The sequence below is a fragment of the Roseibium polysiphoniae genome, assembly GCF_014842925.1.
Taxonomy (GTDB): domain Bacteria; phylum Pseudomonadota; class Alphaproteobacteria; order Rhizobiales; family Stappiaceae; genus Roseibium; species Roseibium polysiphoniae.
Window position 1 is genome coordinate 89,585 of sequence record NZ_JACYXJ010000002.1, and the last position, 19,735, is coordinate 109,319.

The 19,735-nt window shown below is 59.8% G+C and carries 25 protein-coding genes; 18 read left to right on the forward strand and 7 right to left on the reverse strand.

What is annotated here, in order from left to right; all coding sequences use genetic code 11:
* The first annotated feature begins 58 nt into the window (after positions 1-58).
* The 9 genes from IG617_RS04060 to IG617_RS04100 all read left to right on the forward strand — a co-directional run bounded on the left by IG617_RS04060 (position 59) and on the right by IG617_RS04100 (position 6,756).
* Positions 59-349 (forward strand): YciI family protein, encoded by a 291-nt coding sequence (locus tag IG617_RS04060; protein ID WP_192107613.1) that lies wholly within the window; start codon positions 59-61, stop codon positions 347-349.
* An 88-nt stretch (positions 350-437) separates the two neighbouring features.
* A complete protein-coding gene (locus IG617_RS04065) occupies positions 438-860 on the forward strand; it encodes a VOC family protein (protein ID WP_192107615.1) in 423 nt (140 codons plus the stop codon).
* Positions 861-915: 55 nt separating this feature from the next.
* Positions 916-2,544, forward strand: coding sequence for a serine hydrolase (locus IG617_RS04070; protein WP_192107617.1), 1,629 nt, complete (start codon positions 916-918; stop codon positions 2,542-2,544).
* Positions 2,545-2,654: 110 nt separating this feature from the next.
* Entirely contained in the window at positions 2,655-3,365 is a 711-nt protein-coding gene (locus IG617_RS04075; RefSeq protein ID WP_192107618.1) for a glycoside hydrolase family 25 protein, read from the forward strand.
* Positions 3,366-3,455: 90 nt separating this feature from the next.
* Positions 3,456-3,884: a MerR family transcriptional regulator gene (locus tag IG617_RS04080; RefSeq protein WP_153768642.1), complete on the forward strand. Its 429-nt coding sequence runs from the start codon at positions 3,456-3,458 to the stop codon at positions 3,882-3,884.
* Entirely contained in the window at positions 3,884-4,327 is a 444-nt protein-coding gene (locus IG617_RS04085) for a PaaI family thioesterase (RefSeq protein WP_192107620.1), read from the forward strand. Before IG617_RS04080 ends, IG617_RS04085 begins: the two co-directional genes overlap by 1 nt.
* A 4-nt stretch (positions 4,328-4,331) precedes the next feature.
* Positions 4,332-4,772, forward strand: a complete 441-nt coding sequence (locus IG617_RS04090; RefSeq protein ID WP_192107622.1) for a GNAT family N-acetyltransferase — start codon at positions 4,332-4,334, stop codon at positions 4,770-4,772.
* A gap of 43 nt (positions 4,773-4,815) precedes the next feature.
* Positions 4,816-5,988: an isovaleryl-CoA dehydrogenase gene (locus IG617_RS04095; RefSeq protein WP_192107624.1), complete on the forward strand. Its 1,173-nt coding sequence runs from the start codon at positions 4,816-4,818 to the stop codon at positions 5,986-5,988.
* A gap of 141 nt (positions 5,989-6,129) precedes the next feature.
* Entirely contained in the window at positions 6,130-6,756 is a 627-nt protein-coding gene (locus IG617_RS04100; RefSeq protein ID WP_192107626.1) for a LysE family translocator, read from the forward strand.
* Positions 6,757-7,884: 1,128 nt separating this feature from the next.
* On the opposite strand, the gene IG617_RS04105 is transcribed toward IG617_RS04100, so the two are convergent.
* Both IG617_RS04105 and IG617_RS04110 read right to left on the reverse strand, forming a co-directional pair.
* Complete coding sequence (locus IG617_RS04105; RefSeq protein ID WP_192107628.1) at positions 7,885-8,247, reverse strand: MerR family transcriptional regulator; 363 nt, start codon at positions 8,245-8,247, stop codon at positions 7,885-7,887.
* Between the two features lie 85 nt (positions 8,248-8,332).
* Positions 8,333-9,097: an SDR family NAD(P)-dependent oxidoreductase gene (locus IG617_RS04110; RefSeq protein WP_192107630.1), complete on the reverse strand. Its 765-nt coding sequence runs from the start codon at positions 9,095-9,097 to the stop codon at positions 8,333-8,335.
* Positions 9,098-9,313: 216 nt separating this feature from the next.
* On the opposite strand from IG617_RS04110, the gene IG617_RS04115 reads away from it, so the two are divergent.
* From IG617_RS04115 to IG617_RS04140, 6 genes are all read left to right on the forward strand, one after another.
* Positions 9,314-9,706 (forward strand): MAPEG family protein, encoded by a 393-nt coding sequence (locus IG617_RS04115; protein ID WP_192107632.1) that lies wholly within the window; start codon positions 9,314-9,316, stop codon positions 9,704-9,706.
* Between the two features lie 35 nt (positions 9,707-9,741).
* Complete coding sequence (locus IG617_RS04120) at positions 9,742-10,101, forward strand: YciI family protein (protein WP_192107634.1); 360 nt, start codon at positions 9,742-9,744, stop codon at positions 10,099-10,101.
* Positions 10,102-10,132: 31 nt separating this feature from the next.
* Positions 10,133-11,365, forward strand: a complete 1,233-nt coding sequence (locus IG617_RS04125) for an RNA polymerase sigma factor (RefSeq protein WP_192107636.1) — start codon at positions 10,133-10,135, stop codon at positions 11,363-11,365.
* A gap of 58 nt (positions 11,366-11,423) precedes the next feature.
* Positions 11,424-11,831, forward strand: a complete 408-nt coding sequence (locus tag IG617_RS04130) for an ACT domain-containing protein (RefSeq protein WP_192107638.1) — start codon at positions 11,424-11,426, stop codon at positions 11,829-11,831.
* A gap of 98 nt (positions 11,832-11,929) precedes the next feature.
* Positions 11,930-12,778 carry an adenylate/guanylate cyclase domain-containing protein gene (locus tag IG617_RS04135; protein WP_192107640.1) on the forward strand — a complete coding sequence of 283 codons (849 nt, stop codon included), beginning with the start codon at positions 11,930-11,932 and terminating at the stop codon, positions 12,776-12,778.
* 154 nt (positions 12,779-12,932) lie between these two features.
* Positions 12,933-13,547 carry an ATP-dependent Clp protease proteolytic subunit gene (locus tag IG617_RS04140; RefSeq protein ID WP_192107643.1) on the forward strand — a complete coding sequence of 205 codons (615 nt, stop codon included), beginning with the start codon at positions 12,933-12,935 and terminating at the stop codon, positions 13,545-13,547.
* Positions 13,548-13,639: 92 nt separating this feature from the next.
* On the opposite strand, the gene IG617_RS04145 is transcribed toward IG617_RS04140, so the two are convergent.
* Together IG617_RS04145 and IG617_RS04150 are read right to left on the reverse strand one after the other, a co-directional pair.
* The gene (locus IG617_RS04145; RefSeq protein WP_192107645.1) at positions 13,640-14,047 is read right to left on the reverse strand and encodes a globin family protein; all 408 of its coding nucleotides are present in this window, start codon (positions 14,045-14,047) and stop codon (positions 13,640-13,642) included.
* A gap of 132 nt (positions 14,048-14,179) precedes the next feature.
* Positions 14,180-14,782 carry a thiamine phosphate synthase gene (locus tag IG617_RS04150; RefSeq protein ID WP_192107647.1) on the reverse strand — a complete coding sequence of 201 codons (603 nt, stop codon included), beginning with the start codon at positions 14,780-14,782 and terminating at the stop codon, positions 14,180-14,182.
* 58 nt (positions 14,783-14,840) lie between these two features.
* Here IG617_RS04150 and IG617_RS04155 point away from each other — a divergent pair, with 58 nt between their 5' ends.
* Both IG617_RS04155 and IG617_RS04160 read left to right on the forward strand, forming a co-directional pair.
* Complete coding sequence (locus tag IG617_RS04155) at positions 14,841-15,644, forward strand: YdcF family protein (RefSeq protein WP_192107649.1); 804 nt, start codon at positions 14,841-14,843, stop codon at positions 15,642-15,644.
* 105 nt (positions 15,645-15,749) lie between these two features.
* Complete coding sequence (locus IG617_RS04160) at positions 15,750-16,994, forward strand: adenylate/guanylate cyclase domain-containing protein (protein ID WP_192107652.1); 1,245 nt, start codon at positions 15,750-15,752, stop codon at positions 16,992-16,994.
* Here the strand turns inward: IG617_RS04160 and IG617_RS04165 are convergent.
* Positions 16,880-17,650, reverse strand: coding sequence for a DUF599 domain-containing protein (locus IG617_RS04165; RefSeq protein ID WP_254170437.1), 771 nt, complete (start codon positions 17,648-17,650; stop codon positions 16,880-16,882). The genes IG617_RS04160 and IG617_RS04165 overlap by 115 nt on opposite strands.
* Before the next feature lie 244 nt (positions 17,651-17,894).
* On the opposite strand from IG617_RS04165, the gene IG617_RS21780 reads away from it, so the two are divergent.
* The gene (locus IG617_RS21780) at positions 17,895-18,029 is read left to right on the forward strand and encodes a hypothetical protein (protein ID WP_274611761.1); all 135 of its coding nucleotides are present in this window, start codon (positions 17,895-17,897) and stop codon (positions 18,027-18,029) included.
* A 74-nt stretch (positions 18,030-18,103) separates the two neighbouring features.
* On the opposite strand, the gene IG617_RS04170 is transcribed toward IG617_RS21780, so the two are convergent.
* Positions 18,104-18,682, reverse strand: a complete 579-nt coding sequence (locus IG617_RS04170) for a hypothetical protein (RefSeq protein WP_192107654.1) — start codon at positions 18,680-18,682, stop codon at positions 18,104-18,106.
* A 78-nt stretch (positions 18,683-18,760) separates the two neighbouring features.
* Positions 18,761-19,648: an NAD-dependent epimerase/dehydratase family protein gene (locus tag IG617_RS04175; RefSeq protein WP_192107656.1), complete on the reverse strand. Its 888-nt coding sequence runs from the start codon at positions 19,646-19,648 to the stop codon at positions 18,761-18,763.
* Positions 19,649-19,735 lie beyond the last annotated feature (87 nt).

Here is a 19,735-nt window from a genome sequence, read left to right on the forward strand (position 1 = left end):
CCGCGGCGGCCTTATCCGCCGTGGGATATCTCGGCTGAACAAAGCGGTGGTGACATCCATGAAAAGCGTTTTTGTCCTCGATCTTGAATATGCAGTCGAGCTTGATGCGGTCGATGCCCAGCTGGCGGCACATCGTGTGTTTTTGGAACAGAACTATGAGCGCGGCGTGTTCCTTGCCTCCGGGCCCAAGGTTCCGCGAACTGGCGGTGTCATTCTCGCCGCGGCGTCCAGCTGGGATCAGATAGAGGCGATTGTCAGGGATGACCCGTTTCACAAGAACGGACTTGCGATCTATCGCATTACAGAGTTCGAGCCACGGATGACGGCGCCTGATCTGGAGCTTGGCTAGAAGGGGTGCCGGAAAGCCTTGCGGGTTTGCCTTGGTCCTGCCTGCCAGCTAAATTTTGTGCCGGTACTTTTCGGATCAGTGGTTTGCAATGACAGCTCCCTCGCTTGACGGCATTTTGGAAACAGCGGTCTATGTCGACGACATGGATGCGGCACATGGCTTTTATGAAGGCGTTCTCGGCTTGACGCGCATGGTCGCGGGCGACCGGCTTTTTGCCTATGACGTTGGTCCGGCGCAGACGTTGCTTGTTTTTTATCGCGGGCATACCGGCGAGGATGTGGCCACGCCCGGTGGTATTGTTCCCGGTCACGACAGCGTCGGTCATTCCCACTTCGCCTTTCGGGTCGACGCAGGCAAACTTCAGGCGTGGCGGGATCATTTCGCACGTTGTGATGTCGAGATTGTCAGCGAGGTCATCTGGCCCGCGGGTGGCACAAGCCTCTATTTCAATGATCCGGACGGCAATGTCTTGGAACTCGCCTCGGCACCGCTCTGGCCGAACTTCACCTAACAGCAATAGCTTTTCGGTAGACCTCGGGCGTTATTGCTTCTGGAGGTTGTTTTTGATGTTTGCCAGTTTTACGCGGTCCCGCCGCCGTTTTGCCGATTGCCATGACCTTTCACGCCGTTTGTCAAAGGGGATTGGACTGGCTTGTGCCCTGGTTCTGGCCGGCCCCGCTGTGACTGCGCGGGCTGAAGAGCCGGCGCTCTCACCAGCGCAAACGGTCTCCGTTCCGGTTGATGACGCACAGATCGAGGCCGCGCTGGGGAAGCTGGATGCGCTGACACAAGACGTTCTTGAGCGGTCCGGGGTGCCCGGTCTTGCGGTGGCGGTTGTCTGGAAGGGCAAGACCGTCTTTGCCCAGGGCTATGGTGTGCTCGCTGTGGGGGACCCAGCGTCGGTCGATGCGGAAACCGTGTTCCAGATCGCGTCCCTTTCAAAATCGCTGGCCGCAACTGTCGTGGCCGGCAAGGTCGGTGAGGGTATTATCCGCTGGGACGATCCGGTGGTCGACCATCTGCCTGGGTTCCGGCTTCAAAACGAAGCCGTCTCCGAAATGCTCACCCTTGGAGACCTCTTTGCACATCGCTCCGGTCTTCCTGATCATGCCGGAGACGATCTGGAGGATATTGGCTTTGACCGCGCACAGGTCCTGGAGCGCCTGCGCTTGCTGCCGCTCGGATCCTTCCGCGACAGCTACGCCTACACGAATTTCGGCCTGACGGCCGCAGGTGAGGCGGTTGCCAGGGCGTCCAGGTCCGACTGGGCGTCGCTTTCAGATGATGTGCTTTACCAACCTCTCGGGATGAGCAGCACCAGCTCCCGGTTTTCGGATTACATGGACCGGGACAATCGTGCCTTGCCACATGTGCGCGAGAGCGGAACATTCGAGAGCCTCTATCAACGGCAGCCGGATGCGCAGTCGCCGGCGGGCGGGGTGAGCTCAAGCGTCAATGACATGGCGAAGTGGATGGCGCTTGTTCTGGGAGAAGGCGCATTTGATGGAAAGCAGCTGATCGGTAAAGACGCCCTCTTGCAGGCAACAACGGCCCAGATGATCTCTTCGCCGCAACATGCGCTGGATGCCCGGCCCGGGTTTTATGGCTTCGGTTTCAATGTCGGCGTGGAGCCCACGGGTCGTGTGACCCTCAGCCACTCGGGTGCCTTTGCGCTGGGAGCGGCAACGGGTTTTCTGATGGTGCCGTCTCTCGATCTTGGCATTGTCGTCTTGACCAATGCCGAGCCCTTCGGTGTTCCCGAGGGCCTCGCGAGATCCTTTATGGACGTGGTTGAATACGGCGCGCTGACGCGGGATTGGCTGGCTGGCTATGAGCAGCTGCTGGCACCCTTGATGAAACCTGTCGGCACCATGGCCGGCAAGCCTGCGCCGGTGGATCCAAAGGCGGCCGGGGCTCTGGCGGACTATGCCGGGTCCTATGAAAATGCCTATTTCGGCCCCGCAAAAATCGTGTCCGGCAACGACGGGCTGGTTCTGGAAATCGGCCCCAAAGGTCAGACATTCGATTTGACGCATTGGGACGGCGATACCTTCGTCTTCGAGCCGCGCCTTGAGAATGCGCCAGCGGGCAGCCGTTCGCTGGTCCGGTTCGAGCGTCAAAACGCGGAAGATGCCAAGTCGGTCTGGATCGAATATTTCGACGAGCACGGATTTGGAACCTTTGAGCGGCCCTAGAAGCGGGTTCCAGGCTGAAGGCACCTAGCGGTGCCGGTGGCAAAAAGTGTATGCCGTTTGCAGGCGCGATTTTTGCGCCGGTTTGAGTGGTCGCAAGAGGCTGGGGTCGAATGCGTTTTTTGCAGGGATTGCTGAAGGTCCTTTTCTATGTGGCCATAGGCGCGGTGTTGTCGATTGTGGGGGCGGCTGTCTTCTTCATGACATGGGAACCGGACAGGGAGCTCTACCCGGTGAGGGGCATTGATGTTTCCCACCATCAGGGCGCGATCGACTGGCATCAGGTCGCATCAGATGATGTTGCTTTCGTCTACATGAAGGCAAGCGAAGGCGGCGACTTCAAGGACAATGCCTTTGCCGCCAACTGGAAGAGCGCGGGCGAGGCCGGTCTTGTCCGCGGCGTCTATCATTTCTTCTCCCTGTGCAAGCCGGGGGCAGAGCAGGCCGCCAACTTCCTGCAGCAACTGCCGGTTCAGGAGGCCATGTTGCCGCCGGTGCTGGACATTGAGTTCGAAGGCAATTGTGCGCGGCGTCCGCCTCGGGACGAGCTGCTGCGTGAGGTCTCCGATTTTGTGGCGCAGGTGGAGCAGGCAAGTGGCCGGGAGGTCATGCTCTATGCGCCTGAAGATGTGTATTTTGCCTATCTGACCGGGCAGGGCCTTAGCCGCCCGCTGTGGGCGAGGTCTATCTGGCGCTCTCCAGGCTATGCCAATGAATGGGCGATGTGGCAGTATCATCAGCGCGGCGATATTGCCGGCATCGAAGGAGAGGTGGATCTGAACGTTCTCGCAAGCGGGCTGACGCTGGATTCACTGGTGCGCTGATTTTTTCAAATATCTGCGTTTTATATGAAAATAAGCCTCTGTTGACTTTAAGGTCAAAAAGCGAAAAGGTCGGTTCTCCACGGAGGATCCATGCAGCGGCTCTACACCATCACGCAATTGACCCAGGAATTCGCGATCACCACGCGGACGCTTCGCTTTTACGAAGCGCAAGGGCTCTTGTCTCCCCAGCGCCGTGGCCGTCAGCGGCTTTATACGCCTGCCGACCGCACACGGCTCAAGCTGATCCTACGCGGCAAGCGGCTTGGCTTTTCCCTGGCCGAAATCAGCGAGATCATCGAGATGTATGGCAAGGCGCCTGGCGAGCCCGGCCAGCTGCGTTTGCTGATGCAGAAAATCTCCGATCGCCGGGCCGAGCTTCTGGAAAAGCGGCGGGACCTCGAACATGCGCTCAACGATCTTGATGAGGTCGAAGCCGGGTGCCGCGTGCGCATGAAGGAACTCGGACTTGAGTTCGAGGACTTTGCGGCTGCACGGGACGCTCTGGAGGAAACGGTCTGATGCTTCTGGAGCCTCGGGATCCGAACTGGGAAAGGCGCGTGCGGCAAAGTTTCGCCAGGCAACCCTTCATGATGCACCTTGGGGCAAGTCTGGCCCATCTTGCGCCCGGCGCTATCGACATTGAACTTCAGCTCAGGCCTGAACTCACCCAGCAACATGGCTTTTTTCATGCCGGTGCCACGTCTTCTGTTGCAGATTCTGCCGCCGGCTATGCAGCGCTGACGCTGTTCCCGGCAGGAACCGGAATCCTGACGACCGAGTTCAAGGTCAATCTTCTCAATCCGGCGAAGGCATCGCGGATCGTGGCTCGCGGACGGGTCATCAAGCCCGGCCGGACGTTGACCGTTTGCCGTGCCGATGTCTTTGGTCTGGACGATGATGATCAGTCTCATATCTCCACCGGACTTTTCACCCTGATGTGCCTTGAAGGCATGGAGGACTGACACGATGAGCGACGCAACGATCCGGCCTTTGTCAGCATCCGACAGGGCCGAATGGGGCCGTCTTTGGCAAGACTACCTGACCTTCTACAAGCAGGACCTGGCTCCCGAAGTGACCGACGGCCTGTTCGAGAGGCTGCTGGATGAGGGCGGGCATTTCGGTCTTGTCGCCGAGCTTGACGGCAGGCTTGTGGGCCTTGTGCACTCCCTGCCGCACGCAAGCACTTGGTCGCTCGAGCCTACTTGCTATCTCGAAGACCTCTACGTCGACGAGAGCCTGCGCGGTGGTGGTGTCGGTCGCAAGTTGATCGAGGCTGTCTCCGCAGAGGCGGACCGGCTCGGTTGCTACAAGATCTATTGGCACACGGAAGAAGGAAACGCCCGGGCGCGCCAGCTTTACGACCGGATCGGGACCTTGAGCGATTTCGTCAAATACGACCGCCCCTAGGCCGGTCAACAGCAAACAGACTGTCTCTGGGAGGAGATGCACCATGATCCGCAACGACTTTCCGTCTTTCAATTTCAACCTGGGCGAAACGGCCGACATGCTGCGCGACAGCGTGCGTGCGTTTTCGCAGGACCGGATTGCGCCGCTGGCAGAGCGGATCGACCGGGAGGACTGGTTCCCGCGCGAACTCTGGCCTGAAATGGGCGAGATGGGTCTGCACGGCATCACCGTGGAAGAGGACTGGGGCGGTTCTGGTCTCGGCTATCTCGAGCATTGCATCGCCATGGAGGAGGTCAGCCGGGCGTCGGCTTCCATCGGCCTGAGCTATGGCGCGCATTCCAACCTTTGCGTCAATCAGCTGCGCCGCTGGGGCACCGACGAACAGAAGACGCGCTATCTGTCCAAGCTGATTTCCGGCGAACATGTGGGCGCTCTGGCCATGTCGGAACCGGGCGCCGGGTCTGACGTCGTTTCCATGAAGCTCCGCGCCGAAAAGAAGGGCGACAAGTACATTCTCAACGGCACCAAGATGTGGATCACCAATGGTCCTTGCGCCGACACGCTGATCATCTATGCCAAGACTGATCCGGACGCAGGGCCCAAGGGCATGACCGCGTTCCTGGTCGAGAAGGATTTTCCGGGCTTTTCTGTCGCTCAGAAGCTCGACAAACTCGGCATGCGTGGGTCTGAAACCGGCGAACTGGTGTTTCAGGACTGCGAGGTTCCGGAAGAAAACGTGCTTGCCGAAGTCGGCAAGGGCGTCAATGTGCTGATGTCGGGTCTCGACTATGAGCGCGCCGTCCTGTCGGCGGGCGCGGTCGGCATCATGCAGGCGGCCATGGATGTGGTGATCCCCTACATTCACGAGCGCGAGCAGTTCGGACAGCCCATCGGCACCTTCCAGCTGGTGCAGGGCAAGGTCGCGGACATGTATGTCGCCATGAATGCCACCAAGTCCTATGTCTATGCGGTGGCCCAGGCCTGTGACCGGGGAGAGACGACCCGCGAAGATGCGGCCGGGGCGATCCTTTTTGCTGCGGAGAACGCCACCAAACTCGCGCTCGACGCGATCCAGCTTCTGGGCGGCAACGGCTACATCAATGACTATCCGACCGGCCGGCTTCTGCGCGATGCCAAGCTGTATGAAATCGGCGCCGGCACCTCGGAAATCCGCCGCATGCTGATTGGCCGGGAGCTGTTCAACAAGTCCAAATAGGCCCTGGACCTTTCCGGCCCGGCTGATCGTGAAAATGACCTGCGCAGTCCTGTCAAAAATGCTAAGGCGTGCTTGACCCAGTAACTTGGGCACGCTCTGATCAAGGGCTGCGGCCACGCGCAACGATCAATTGGAAACCCGATGGACCTGACGCTTTTTCTCGCTTTTCTCGCGGCAACACTGGTGATCATTGCGACGCCGGGGCCGGCGGTGGCTCTGGCGTCCAGCCTTGCCGTGCGGCATGGGCCCAGGGCCGCAATGGCCAGCGTTGCCGGCGATGCGCTTGGCTCGGTTGTGCATATCGTCGTTGCCGTTCTCAGTCTGTCGGCGCTCTTGAGTGTCGCCAGCCAGATCCTGCCGGCGCTGCAAATCATCGGCGGGCTGTATATTCTGTATCTCGCCTATTCGGCCTTCACGGCAAAACCCCGTGCGCCTGAGGAAAACGCCGTTCACCGGGGATATCGCTCGGCCTTTATCAGCGGCTTCTTCTCCTGCGTGAGCAACCCGAAGGCCATTGTCTTTTTCGCGGCACTGTTTCCGAGTTTCATATCGCCTGAGCACGATGTCCTGTCGCAGTCCTTCATCTATGGATTGATCTTCGTCGTCCTGGATGGCGCTTCGATCATGGGCTATGCGATGCTGGCGCTCGCAGCGCTCAGATCGCCACTTGGCAGCCGCATCAATGTGGACAAATTGAGCGGCGCGGGCCTGTTCGGGATTGGTGCATTTCTGATTTTCAAAGGCTACCGGGACCTGCGGGCGGTCTAGGGGGCGCCGTTGGGCGTCTTGGTCGGCAACACCACGGACGGTGAGACCAGCACCAGATCCGCCGCAGGATCTCTCCCCGGCGTTTTGGCTGGTTCTCGGTTTCCCGCTCAAACGGGATGGCAGGCGCTCCGGACTTGCCGGGCGTTGGTTGGTAAGTTGGGATGTGCAAGGCCGTTGCGCCTGCCCAGGTTCCGTGTCCCAAATGACTGAACGTGCGCCTTTCTCTTTTCTGCGCGCCGAAGGTAGAGTGTCCTCCGGTTTGCCAGATACGAGACACGCCTGAGATCTGCAGCGTCACTCCCCGCTGCAGGTTCAAGCTGCCAGTCACCGGATAAGGCTCTGGTCCGTTACACCAGACCTCATCCTCGAAACCCGGTCCCCACCACCGCGAACGGACGGTCCATCAGCGGCCCCGTGATGGCAGGAACGGGAGTGATGATACGACAGGTCCGGCAGGGGAGGATAAGTTCCGGCTATTCATAGGCAGTGGGTGTGTTTTCAATGCCTTGCGAGGGGGCTATCCCTGTCTGATTGAGGGATAAGGTCTGTTGCATCCTCTCTTTGCCTTCCCTGCGCAGGCAGGGATCCAGTAGCCGCAGGCATCTCGGCAGGGGCCGTGAGCTCCTGATGTACTGGGTCCCGGATCTTCGCTGCGCTCGTCCGGGAGGGCGAGGGGAGAGGGGCAAGGTCAGACCACATCAATAGAAGCCATGCCCCTGCCGTCATTGGAGGGCGCCGCCAAACTCACCGGCGTCATCCTCGGGCGTGTCCCGAGGATCCACTCTCCAGGCCTTCGCGGTGAGGCTCTTTGGATTGCCGGGACAAGCCCGACAATGACGACGGAGGGGGCTGTTTTCAGCGGCATGGGCAAGGCCTTGCCTCCAACTCAGGCGTCATCCCCGCCCTGTGCGGGGATCTATTGGTTCCCGAAGCGTATCGAGCAAAGCAGAGAATGCACGGCAGTTTCCAGCTCGCAGACAACCGCCCGGTTGGCAGCTACGTGGATTGGATCCCCGCACAAGGCGGGGATGACCGCGGGTGGTTCGGGGAATGTAGGGGGTTAGATGGTCATTGCCGTCCACCACACCCACCGGCGTCATCCTCGGGCCTGTCCCGAGGATCCACGTGTTAGGCGTCTTCGGAGAGGGCCGCGCGGAGGGTGGCCAGGCGGGCGTGAACGGCGTCGCGTTTGGCGTCAAGGTCGGCCCGAAGCCGTTCGATCTGCTCAAGTTTCCCGAGCAGCTGCGCGACGCCACCCTCACAGGGGCCGTCACCCTCGTCGGACAGGCAGGCCGCCATAGCTCGGATTTCGCGGGTCGAAAACCCGGTGGCAATAAGGTCGCGGATGCGGGTCGCGCGGCGCAAGTCTGCGGCGTCATAGCTGCGATAGCCATTGTCCGCGCGGCCCGTCTCCATAAGTCCGGATTGTTCGTAGTGGCGTAGCATGCGTTCCGTGATGCCAAGCCGATCGGCTGCTTCCTTGATTTGCATTTGGGCTCCTTTCGGGAGGCGTCTAGCACCTTAACACTAGTGTCAAGGTCAAGCCTCCCTTTCAAGAAAGCAAGCGCAAAGCACCCTAGCTCCGCTGCGACCAGCCGCCGTCAACCGTGAGCACCTGGCCGGTGAGCCATTCGTTTTCGGCGCTGCCCAGGCGCAAGATCCATGGCACCAGATCGGACGCTTCGCCCCGCCGGCCGAGGGGAATTTGGGCCGCCTCTGTCTCCTCGACCGAGCGTGCAATGTCTGCCGGCAGTCCCATCATGCCGGTTAGCGCGCCGCTTTTGACCGGGCCGGGGGAGACCGCGTTGACCCTTATGCCGTGCGCGGCCAGTTCGAGTGCCCAGGACCGGGTCAGATGCTCAAGCGCGGCCTTGGTGGCCGCATAGTGAGCAAGGCCCGGCGCGGCATTTTGAGACAGGGCGGTTCCGATGTTGACGACGGCGCCCTTGGTGGCGGTGAGGGCGGCCTGGGCCTCCTTCAACAGAAGAGACGGGCCAACGATGTTCACCGCGCAAATGTTGGACAAGACCTCCCCGTCATAGGCTTCGATCGGAAGCGGTTTGCCCGCGCCCGCATTGTTGACGAGGAGGTCCAGTCGGCCCCACCGGTGCGTTGCCGCCTCGACAATGCGCTTACCGGCGGCCGGATCGGCGCTGTCGGCCTGAACCGCTTCGATTGCCGGGTTTTTGTCCGCGACGTCGGCGAGCCTTGCGCCGTCACGGCCTGTGATGACCACATTGGCGCCCATTTCAGTCAAGGCGAGCGCCGTCGCCTGCCCGATGCCCGAGCTTCCGCCGGTCACGATGGCAACCTTGCCCTGCCAGTTCGTCTGTTCACTCATCTCGGTCTGTTTCCCTGATTTGACCTGCGCATATGCGCGATGAGCCGGTGCTAACGGATTGACGTTAGTGTCAGGGTCAAGCCCGAATTTCAGGAGCTGGTTTGCGGGTGTTGGCGCATCGCCGCAGAATTTTTCATTCTTTTTTTGATGTCATGTCGAAATCGCTAAGGGCCGAACGTCATGGGGGTGTCTAAACCCAAGTGAGGTGCTTTGAGAATGAGTTTTTATGTCACCACCCTGGTCGCGCTTGCGCTGACGCCCATCTGGCTCGTGCTCTGGATGGGCGTTACATCCGCGCGGCCGAGATTTGAAACCTCCATCGGCGACGGCGGTCATTCAGCGCTTTTGCTCAAGGTCCGCCGTCATGGCAATTTCATCGAATGGGTGCCTTTTACGCTCATCCTGATGTTGCTTGCCGAGGCCCAGGGAGCCGGCAGCTTCTGGCTTCTTGCAGCGGGTGGTCTGCTGGTTCTTGGCCGGCTTGCGCATCCCTTTGGGCTCAAGGAAACTGAAGTCCATCACCCGTTGCGGTATGTTGGCAATGGAACAAATTTTCTCGCCGCTGTTCTTCTGTTTGGAACACTGGCGCGGCTTCACTTTGGTTTTTGATGGTCTTGAACCGACTTTGAAATGAGGATTACGTGATGAAGTACATGATGTTGATCTATGCCGACCCCGCGAACGAGCCGGTCTATGGCACGCCTGAATTTGAAAAGATGATGGCTGGTTACCTGTCCTTGAGCGAGAAGATGGCAGCCGATGGTGTGATGCTCGCAGGCGAGGGGCTGAAGGAGGCCGAGACAAGCACAACCTTGCGCGTGCGCGGTGAAAAGGTCGAGACCATGGACGGCCCCTTCGCGGAGACCAAGGAACATCTCGGCGGTTTTTATCTCATCGATGTTCCCGATCTGGATGCGGCGCTGGAGTACGCCGCGCTGATCCCAAGCGCTGAATACGGCACTGTCGAAGTGCGTCCGGTGATGGACTATCCTGACGCCGGCTAGCACAGGATCTGGCACTCAACCGGACAGAAACATGACCGCCCCTGCCTCCAACGCCATTGCTGTTACGAAGATCCTCGGCAAGCTGGCGCGCGAAGAGCAGGGGCGGTTGCTGTCGATCCTCATCGGTAAGCTGCGCGACTTTCAGCTCGCCGAAGATGTTCTGCAGGATGCCATGGTGTCCGCTGTCTCCCATTGGGGGCGCAATGGCCTTCCCGCGTCACCTCAGGCGTGGCTGCTTCAGGTGGCGCACCGCAAGGCGATTGACCGGATCCGGCGCACAAAAACGGCAGAGCTGGCCGGGGCTGATCTCGCCCTGTTGATGGAAGAGGCCTCGGGTCAGGACGACAATCCGGACATTCCTGACGAGCGGCTGCGACTGGTCTTCACCTGCTGCCATCCGGCGCTGGAGCGCAAGTCGCAGGTCGCGCTGACGCTTCGGACGCTGGGCGGTCTGACGACGGAGGAGATCGCGCGGGTCTTTCTGGACCGGGAAACAACCATGGGCCAGCGCCTGTCGCGGGCCAAGACCAAGGTGGCGGCAGCAGGCATTCCCTATGAAGTGCCAGGCCCCGAGCAATGGCCGGCGCGGCTGGATGCGGTGTTGGGGGTTGTCTATCTGATCTTCACCACGGGCCATGCGGGAACGGCTGACGATGGCCGGGATCTGGCGCAGGAAGCACTTTTTCTCTGCCGTCTGCTGAACAACCTTCGGCCGGATGATCCTGAAATCGAGGGCTGCCTTGCGCTTTTGACCATCAATCATGCGCGCCGGGCGGCCAGGCTTGATGATGCGGGCGTGCGAATAGCGCTCCTCGATCAGGATCGTGCGCTCTGGGAGGCATCAGAACTCAAGGAGGGGCTTGCCCTCGTTGAGGTTGCCTTGAGCCGCGGGCGGCTGGGGCCCTATCAGATCAAGGCAGCGATTGCCGCCTGTCACTGCGAAGGCGACACGCCTGACTGGTCGCAGATCCTGTTGCTCTATGACGAGTTGCTGGCTTTTGAGCCGACCGACGTCGTTCGGCTCAACCGCGCTGTGGCCCTGGCAGAGGCAGGAGGTCTCGAGGCTGCGATCGGCATCGTGGACGGTCTTGAGGCGGGCCTTTCAGATTACCAGCCGTTCCATGCAGCCCGGGCGGAGCTTTTTGTGCGGGCAGGCAGGTGGCAGCAGGCCTGCATGGCCTACGAGAAGGCGATTGCCCTGGTGGCGAATGAGGCCGATAAGCTGTTCTTGAAGCGCAGACTTGCAAGGGTCGCGGGGAATTAACCAAGGGACGGCTGCGCTCTGTCGCGATGACGCGGGCTGTTTTGCAATGGAGAGCGGGATGAACGGCGAACTGGATCTGCAACGACTGCTTTCGACCATGCGGCCGGAGCTGGATCCTGAGCCTTACGTGTTCTGCTGCTTTTCCGACATGTCCTTCGCACAACTTGCGAGCCATGATCCGGTCGCTCTCATCGCGGAGGCGGAAGGGGTGACAGCCATTTTGCCGCTCGCATCAGCGACGGCGCTTGGCCAAGACGCGCCGCCCAGGTTTCAGAGGATCACGCTGACCATCCATTCGAGCCTCGAGGCGGTCGGTCTGACGGCGGCCTTCGCTGCGGCTTTGACCCGGCACGGCATCTCGGCGAATGTGGTGGCGGGCTATTTTCACGACCATATCTTCGTGCCCGAAGCCCAAGCCGTTGAAGCCATGTTGGTTTTGCGCCGGCTGTCTGAAGAGGCACGATAGCGCGGCGGGACACTTTTGGACGTTTCAGACACGTCTGCTGTTGCAATTTTGGCGCGGCGATCCCATTCCTTAAGGGGGTGGAACAACGGGAACTCGGCATGGAACGGGCAAGGCGGCGTCTGGCTGCCGTAATGTGTGCCGATGTGGCGCATTATTCGCGGCTGATGGAACGGGATGAAGACGGGACCCTGGACCGGCTGAAATCCTACCGCAGCATCATGAGCGGGCTGACCGAACGCCATCACGGCCGGATCGTCAACACCTGGGGCGATGCGGTCATCATCGAGTTTTCCAGTGTCGTCGAAGCCGTGCAATGCGCGGTCGACATTCAGAACGAACTCTCCCTTCGCAACGCTGATCTGCCGCAAGCGGCCCGCATGGATTTTCGCATCGGGATCAATCTCGGCGACATCATGGTCGAGGGCGATGACATCTACGGCGATGGCGTGAATGTGGCCGCAAGGCTGCAGGAGCTTGCACCGACCGGCGGCGTCATGCTGAGCCAGTCGGTCCATGACCAGGTCCGCAGCAAGCTGGCGCTCGGGTTTGAAAGTGTCGGACCGCAGACAATCAAGAACGTCAGTGAGCCGGTCGAGGCATTTTCCGTCCGTTTGGGCGGACGCAATGAGCCCGCGCCTCATGAGACGCCCTCGCAAGACGGGGAAGAGACGGCCCGGCAACAGGCCGATCCTCAGCTTGGGGCGGACACCCAGGCGTTTGCAAATGGCTTTGAACAGGCGCGCAACTGGCTGCGGCGCCAACCGAAACGGATCCGGAGCTGTGTCTTCATGATCGGTTTCTTTTTCGTGCTCAATCTTCTGACCAGCGGCCTGTCGACGCTCTGGTTCGTGTGGCCATCCCTGCCATTCGCGCTGGCGCTGATCTGGCATGTGTTTGTCGGAAAGGAGCGCAAGTTGATGTCCGGCCGATCGGGGCCGGGAGACTGAACTGAAAGATCGCAATCTCCTGTTGCGGATCTGATAACTCTTTTTCGCGTATGAAGAGCCATGGGATTTGCGACAAGCGTCTGCTTCGCATAAACAAGGGTAAGAACCTGCTGGTGGCAACGCCGGCAAACAGTCAACGGAGCCTATCCTGCGCATGAAAAACTATTCAACAACGGTGCCAGCCCGCCTCGATGACGAGGAAGAGGACAAAGCAAAGAGCCAGCAGTCGATTCAGGTCGACAAGCACCTCTTCGATGCCCGCACCGTCCTGATCACCGGTGGCGTGACCCAGGAAATGGCCAAAGATGTGTGCGCGCGTCTTCTGGCCCTGGCCCAGGTGTCCAATGATCCGATCACCGTGATCGTGTCGTCTCCGGGCGGCCACGTGGAATCAGGTGACATGATCCACGACACGATCAAGTTCATCTCGCCGGATGTCCGCATGCTTGGCATGGGCTGGGTCGCGAGTGCCGGTGCTCTGATTTATATTTCGGTGCCCAAGGAAATGCGTTTCTGCACACCGAACACCCGCTTCCTGCTGCATCAACCGTCCGGTGGAGCCGGCGGCATGGCGACCGACATCGAAATTCAGGCCAAGGAGATCATCAAGATGCGTGATCGCCTCAACCAGATGTTTGCCGATGCAACCGGTCAGCCGATCGAGCGGATCGAAAAAGACACCGATCGTGACTACTGGATGAGCCCGCAAGAGGGCATCGAGTACGGTCTGGTTGGCAAGGTTGTGACCAACGTCAGCGAACTCGGCTGATACTGAGGGTTACGACAGACCTGGAAATTGCAAAACGCCGGTGCTTCAAGCACCGGCGTTTTTCGTTGTGCGGACACTCAAGAGATCGCTGATCAGGCGACGGCGTTGGATGCCTGGGAAAGTGTTGCACCAGAGGCATTTCCGGCGGCGCCGTCCGATACGATATAGGGCCGTACGTGCTCCATCATCAGCCGCATTTCCGCTTCCAGCCTGACAGACCGGGTTCTGCCGATGAGAACAGCTGCCAGATGGTCCACAAGAACATCGAAGGCTTCATCGGTCGGGCACAGCGGCGAAAGCAATGTGCTGATGGGGCTGCTGTCGTAAAAGGGCGCGCCCCCGGACAGGAAAATCAGAAACTCCGAGAAATCCTCCCGCCAGATTTCGGGAAGCTCCTTCGCCGCGTCGCAGAAGCTGGTGTCATGGCTCAGTCGGCTGGAGAGGCGTTCTACCGCATCAACGATGGCCGGACGTCCCCCGAGCCTCATGTATAAAGTCATTTCATTGCCCCGAATTCATGTTGAACGAACAAGCTCAGCATGGGGCAAAGCCGAATTGTGAATTGTGATACTGGTCACGGTTCAAGGCTTTAGCGACAATAAGGTTTCAGTCGCTGCCTTCCTGCGAGACGCTCAGGATCGAGCAGATCCTGCCGCTTCGACCCATTTGCGGCAGCGGTCCTCCGGGTCAGCGTCCGCAAGAACATCCGTGATGACGCAGATGCTGTCGGCACCGGCTGCATAGATCTCGTCGGCATGTTCAAGCCGAATACCGCCAATCGCGATGAGCGGGCAGGAGAGGCGGGCTTTCCAGCTGCCAAGACGCGCAATGCCCTGCGGGGCATAGTCGACCTGTTTGCCACGGGCGGGAAAAATGGGTCCAAGCGCGACATAGTCCGGGTCGTATGTCAGGGCGCGGTCCAATTCCTCTTCCGTATGCGTGGACAGTCCGAGTTTGAGCCCGGCCTTGCGAACGGCCTTGATGTCCACCATGTCCAGATCCTCCTGGCCAAGGTGCAGCCACTCCGCGCCTGTATCTATTGCGGCCTGCCAATGATCGTTGACCACCAGCGTACAGCCTTGTGCCCGCGCGACGGCAAGGGAGCGAGAAATCTCGTCCGTCAGCTCTGAAGGCGTTTTGTCCTTGATCCGAAGTTGCGCCAGCCGCAAACCTTGCGGGCAGAGGCGCTCGAGCCAATGATGGCTGTCGACAATGAGATAAAAGCGGCCCAGCACGGCATTCTCCCTTAAAGAGGTTTCTGTCTCTCTTCTTCAGTCCCAAATGGCAAGCGGCATGTTTTTTGTTCTTTCGAAAATCGGTTTCTTTTTCATTCAGCCCTCGAATGCGCTGGTCTTTTTCGGGGGTCTCGGGGCGGTTCTTCTGTGGAGCCGATGGTCGCGTTTCGGGCGGTGGCTGTGCGGCCTGTCGCTGCTCGGGTTGGCGGTCTGCGGCCTGTCGCCCGCGGCCAACGTGTTGATCTTGCCGCTGGAAGAGCGGTTCCCCCGTCCCGAAGGGCAGCTTGATATCGATGGAATCATCGTGCTGGGCGGGTCGCTCGACACGATTGTGATGGGGGAGAGAAAGGCACCGGCGCTGACGTCGGCGGCGGAACGGCTGACCATCGTGCCGCGGCTGGCACGGCAGTTTCCCGATGTCCCGATCATCCACACGGGCGGGCATGGCCTTTTGACACCAGCCAAGGCGAGCGAAGCCGATGGCGCGTCAGCGCTTTTCGAGGATTTCGGCCTGCCGTCAGACAGGGTGATCCTTGAGGACAAGTCGCGCAATACCTACCAAAACGCACTGTTCACCAAAAGGTTGATCAACCCGGAACCAGGTCAGAAATGGCTGCTGGTGACTTCGGCCTATCACATGCCAAGGTCGATCGGCGTCTTTCGCAAGGTCGGTTGGACGGGGCTTGTCGCCTATCCTGTCGACTGGCGCACAAGGGGTTGGGAAGACACAAAACTTGGCTTTTCCGGGGTGTCCAACGGCCTCAAGCGGTTCGATATCGCCGCGCGGGAATGGATCGGCCTTGCCGTCTATTGGGTGAGCGGCCGAACGTCTGCGCTCTTTCCAGCGCCGGAGCCCGTTTGAGCACAGGGATCCGTTTTTGGTGCGAGACTGGCAAAAGCAACCTCTTTTCTTAAACGCCTGCAGTCCCCATATTGGTGATATGTGAGAAAATGAGGAAGCGGGTCCATGGTACTCGAAGCACCGCTCGTTGCGGCGGATATCGTTCAATGGCTCTACAGCGATGCCGTTGGACGAGAAGACAGTCTTGAGTTGGTTGAAGAGCTGGCGCAGCGTTTGCGCGCCGGTGGCATTCCCGTGGACCGGATCACGACAGGCATCATGCTGCTTCATCCCAATGTGCGGGCAGAAGCGGCTGTCTGGGACGCTGACGGCACACGCGAGCTCCGGCGCTATCTTGCGAGCGACGAGCTTGACGAGCGCTATGAGAACAGCCCGCTGAAGGTCGTCTATGAGGAGAAAAGATCCGTCCACGTGCCGATCACACCCGAGCCTCAGGCGGGCGAGTTCGGGATCGTTCCGGACCTGCGTGAGGAAGGCTATACGGACTATATCGCCCTGCCGATGCCGTTTTCAGACGGGTCGGTGAAGGCCTTGAGCTTCGCCACCAAGGCGGAGGGCGGTTTCACGGCGGCGCATGTGGGCGTTTTCGATTCCATCATTCGCCCGCTTGCGATTGTCTGTGAGTTGAGCACCCTGCGTCGGACAGCGGAAACGCTGCTGGACACCTATGTGGGTCCACGGGCTGGCGGGCGCGTCCTCAACGGCACCGTCGCGCGCGGCGACGGGGAGTGGATCTCAGCCGTGGTCAGCTTTGCCGATCTGCGCGGGTTTTCGCGGATCTCCAACACGTTGCCGGCAGACAAGCTGATCGTCTTCCTGAACAAGTACTTCGGTGCCATGACCTCCGCCGTGGAAGCCCATGGCGGCGAGGTGCTCAAGTTCATTGGCGATGAAGTGATGGCGATCTTTCCCTATGAGACGCCTGCGGAAGCTGCGGATGCTGCGCGACGGGCCCTCATGGCTGCGCGTGAAACCACAGAAAAGATCAATGAGATCAACGAGCTAAAGACCTGTGGTGAGACGCCCCAGATGAGTGTGGGCATCGCCCTTCACGCAGGAGACGTCTTCTTTGGCAATGTCGGCGGCGAGAATCGCCTCGATTTCACGGTCATTGGTCCGGTGGTCAACCTGGCCTCCCGGATTGCAGAACTGGCCAAGGACCTCAATGTCGAGGTGCTGGTGTCAGATGCAATCGCCGAGATCATGGGCTGCCGCTCAGGCCTTTATGGCCAGTATCAGGTGAAGGGGTTCGACGATCCGGTCTCGGTGTATTCACCGTCCTTGTCCGTCACGGGCTCCGACAAGTGGTGCCCCGACAGCACCGTGCTGCGCGACCTGGAAGCGAACTGACGGCGCAGCAGCACGATCAGGACGGCGAGGGTTGTCACGCCGAAGAAGATCGGTCCTGCAAACCATCCAAGGAAGGCAATTGCGAAGAAGAAGGCACGCTGTCCGCGGTTGAAATGCCCGCCGGCCAGAACGTTCAGCTCGGCGGCCTGTCTGGCGATGCGGAGAATGTCCTCGGAGCCGGCGTGGCTGGCTTCGGGCACGCTCCCCATGATGATCGAGGAATAGTTGAACAGGCGATAGGCCCAGCCAAACTTGAAGAACGCATAGGCCAGGATCAGCATCAGGCCGAGCACCTTGATCTCCCAGAGCGCGCGGCTTTGATCGATGGGTATGGAGAGGTCGCCGGCGACTTTCAGGATCGTGTCCGTTGCGTCCAGAAGCGTGAAACAACCGCCGATCGCCAGTAGGGCGGTGGAGGCGAAGAATGCGGTTCCTTGCTGCAGGCCTGTCATGATTGCCGTGTCCATGATCCTCACCTGGCGGGTGGTCATGGTTTCCATCCAGGCGCGGCGGTAGCTTTCCATAGCGGCCGACAGGGTGTGCTTGCGCAAGGGGCTCAGGTCGATCAGGAGATTGAAACCAAACCAAGCGAAGAGAAACCAGCCGGCTGCCAGAAGATCTTGGAGCGAAAGGATGTGCATTGGCGTCCTGTTCATGGTCGTTCGTGACAGGCAGATGACATGTCTGCGGAGGTTTTACCCTGTTTAGCGCAGCTGTCTGGATCATGCCAGCGGTGCCTAATTCATTGCAAAATATAGCGTCTTTTGTGCATTGCGAAAAATGCAGGCCTGCTGACGATTTTTTACCCTTGTGGTTTGATTAGGGATCCATTAACTGCTTGCCTCAATGAGGTCACATTCTCCCTCCCGAGAATGACCTATGTTCAGTCAAAGGGTTTTCATGGACGAAAACGTACAGAAGTCCTGCTGGGGCGTAACCGTTTGGACGGTGCTTGCTCTTGGAGGCGCACTTGCGATGCTGGTGTTGTTCAACGACGTGGAAAGCGCCCAACAAGCGGTCGCTACTGCAAACTGAACCCGGCAGACAGGTTTTGAATGAGGGGCGCGGGTAAACCGCGTCCCTTTTTGTTTGCGCGCATGAGCGCTGCGTTACCGGCGGTGTTCGGGCCGGTTGTAGTTGAAGAGATTGTCGGCGCGATGCCGCGGGCCATGGAGCTGGTGAAACTCCATCTGCCTGACAACGGTTTTCTCCGGCGGGTTGCTGATCAGAAATCCGCCATAGGAGCCCGGGTCGTAGTTGAAAAGCACCAGGGTGACCTTGCCGAGATCCGGCCAATCGATCCGCGCCGCCCAGGCACTGACATCTTCAAGCGAGTTCTTGGCCGCAAGATTGAGAATGTCGTTGCCATGAAGGAGGTTCGTGTCCTCCGGGTTCCAGAAGAAGGTGGCCAGCCCCTTTTTCATGGAAAACAGCTCAATGCTTGAGCCGCCGATCTCAAGCCGGATGTCGTTGGTTCCCGGCACACGTGACAGCTTCACCGTTCCCATGGAGGTGTCGGTCGCCAGAGACCGCCGGAGGCCGTCTTCCTCAACAAAGCCGCCGGTGTTGACGATCTTGAAATCCCCCACTGCGACATCTTTTTTGCGAGCTTCACTCCACGCAGGTGAGTGGCCTGTGGTGAGCGCAAGAAGAACAGCGGCAAGGAGTGCCAGGAGGGGCCGGAACATGGACAACTATCTCGATCTATCAAACAGATGAACCAGTTAGTACCACGGCTGTCCTGATGAATAGTTATCGCAATGGATCTAAATTGCCGGTTCTGTTTCAGCCAGCAGATGGTCGACCAAGGTTTCGATCGTATCTAGTTGCGGCGACCACTTCAGTAGCCGGGTGGCCTTGTTCGCACTGACAGCCTGGGAGCGGGCAAGTCCCGCGTCCAGATCATGGCGCGGGTCGACATCCTCCGAAGCGGCTATTGTTTTCAGCTTGAGCGTGCCGCCAAGCCGTGCCTCGACCCAGGAGGCAATCTCCTGAACCGTTATGGCCGGCAGGGCCGTTGCCAGCAGGCTCAAACGGAAGTTCCGTCCCTCCAGCACGTCGGCATACAGCCGGGCGAGGTCCTCGTCGGAAATGAGCGACCAGACCGTGTCCGGCCTGGCTCGTGTTTTGAAGGGTTTTCCGGAACGCAGTGCCTGCGCCATGTAGGCGATTGGCCCGGACCTGGCCGAACAGACAAAAGAAGGGTGGATGATCGAAACGCTCAGATTGAGCGCGGTCTGCAGGGAGCGGATCTGGCCGGTCATCCAGCTCAGGGCGGGCAATGGATCGAAGGAAGTCGTTTCGCTGAGCGGGACCTCGGGCGAGGCGGGGTAGAGCCAGATGTTGCCGGTGTAGATCAACCGCAGCTGTTTTTTGCGGAAGGTGGCTGCGCGCAAGACCGCCTGCATGGCCTTGCGGTCAATCTCAGCCATCTTGTCCGAAAAGGAGGCGCCTGCATGAATGAAGGCGTCACAGGACATGGCCCGGTCGGTCCAGCCGGCCGGGTCTCTGAGGTCGCCGGGAAAGGGGCTCGCGCCGGCGTCCCGGATCCGGGCGCTGGCTTCTTCGGATCGTGCGAGGGCCACAATGTGGTGTCCGCGGTCCCGGAGCTCCCGAACCACCGCGCTGCCTATTGTTCCCGTACCGCCTGTCACGAACACATCCATGGCCAAATGAGAACGCGCTTCGCCCTCTTCTTTCAAGTCTGTCTTACTTCAAACTGTGAATAACGGGGCCGTACC

Bases quoted from the DNA above. Each gene is read 5' to 3' on its own strand.
- IG617_RS04090 (WP_192107622.1), top strand. From the start codon at position 4,332: ATGAGCGACGCAACGATCCGGCCTTTGTCAGCATCCGACAGGGCCGAA.
- IG617_RS04125 (WP_192107636.1), top strand. From the start codon at position 10,133: ATGACCGCCCCTGCCTCCAACGCCATTGCTGTTACGAAGATCCTCGGC.
- IG617_RS04100 (WP_192107626.1), top strand. From the start codon at position 6,130: ATGGACCTGACGCTTTTTCTCGCTTTTCTCGCGGCAACACTGGTGATC.
- IG617_RS04085 (WP_192107620.1), top strand. From the start codon at position 3,884: ATGCTTCTGGAGCCTCGGGATCCGAACTGGGAAAGGCGCGTGCGGCAA.
- IG617_RS04115 (WP_192107632.1), top strand. From the start codon at position 9,314: ATGAGTTTTTATGTCACCACCCTGGTCGCGCTTGCGCTGACGCCCATC.
- IG617_RS04060 (WP_192107613.1), top strand. From the start codon at position 59: ATGAAAAGCGTTTTTGTCCTCGATCTTGAATATGCAGTCGAGCTTGAT.
- IG617_RS04165 (WP_254170437.1), bottom strand. From the start codon at position 17,650: ATGAACAGGACGCCAATGCACATCCTTTCGCTCCAAGATCTTCTGGCA.
- IG617_RS04160 (WP_192107652.1), top strand. From the start codon at position 15,750: ATGGTACTCGAAGCACCGCTCGTTGCGGCGGATATCGTTCAATGGCTC.
- IG617_RS04065 (WP_192107615.1), top strand. From the start codon at position 438: ATGACAGCTCCCTCGCTTGACGGCATTTTGGAAACAGCGGTCTATGTC.
- IG617_RS04155 (WP_192107649.1), top strand. From the start codon at position 14,841: ATGTTTTTTGTTCTTTCGAAAATCGGTTTCTTTTTCATTCAGCCCTCG.
- IG617_RS04140 (WP_192107643.1), top strand. From the start codon at position 12,933: ATGAAAAACTATTCAACAACGGTGCCAGCCCGCCTCGATGACGAGGAA.
- IG617_RS04135 (WP_192107640.1), top strand. From the start codon at position 11,930: ATGGAACGGGCAAGGCGGCGTCTGGCTGCCGTAATGTGTGCCGATGTG.
- IG617_RS04070 (WP_192107617.1), top strand. From the start codon at position 916: ATGTTTGCCAGTTTTACGCGGTCCCGCCGCCGTTTTGCCGATTGCCAT.
- IG617_RS21780 (WP_274611761.1), top strand. From the start codon at position 17,895: ATGGACGAAAACGTACAGAAGTCCTGCTGGGGCGTAACCGTTTGGACG.
- IG617_RS04075 (WP_192107618.1), top strand. From the start codon at position 2,655: ATGCGTTTTTTGCAGGGATTGCTGAAGGTCCTTTTCTATGTGGCCATA.
- IG617_RS04110 (WP_192107630.1), bottom strand. From the start codon at position 9,097: ATGAGTGAACAGACGAACTGGCAGGGCAAGGTTGCCATCGTGACCGGC.
- IG617_RS04080 (WP_153768642.1), top strand. From the start codon at position 3,456: ATGCAGCGGCTCTACACCATCACGCAATTGACCCAGGAATTCGCGATC.
- IG617_RS04105 (WP_192107628.1), bottom strand. From the start codon at position 8,247: ATGCAAATCAAGGAAGCAGCCGATCGGCTTGGCATCACGGAACGCATG.
- IG617_RS04120 (WP_192107634.1), top strand. From the start codon at position 9,742: ATGAAGTACATGATGTTGATCTATGCCGACCCCGCGAACGAGCCGGTC.
- IG617_RS04145 (WP_192107645.1), bottom strand. From the start codon at position 14,047: ATGACTTTATACATGAGGCTCGGGGGACGTCCGGCCATCGTTGATGCG.
- IG617_RS04095 (WP_192107624.1), top strand. From the start codon at position 4,816: ATGATCCGCAACGACTTTCCGTCTTTCAATTTCAACCTGGGCGAAACG.
- IG617_RS04130 (WP_192107638.1), top strand. From the start codon at position 11,424: ATGAACGGCGAACTGGATCTGCAACGACTGCTTTCGACCATGCGGCCG.
- IG617_RS04170 (WP_192107654.1), bottom strand. From the start codon at position 18,682: ATGTTCCGGCCCCTCCTGGCACTCCTTGCCGCTGTTCTTCTTGCGCTC.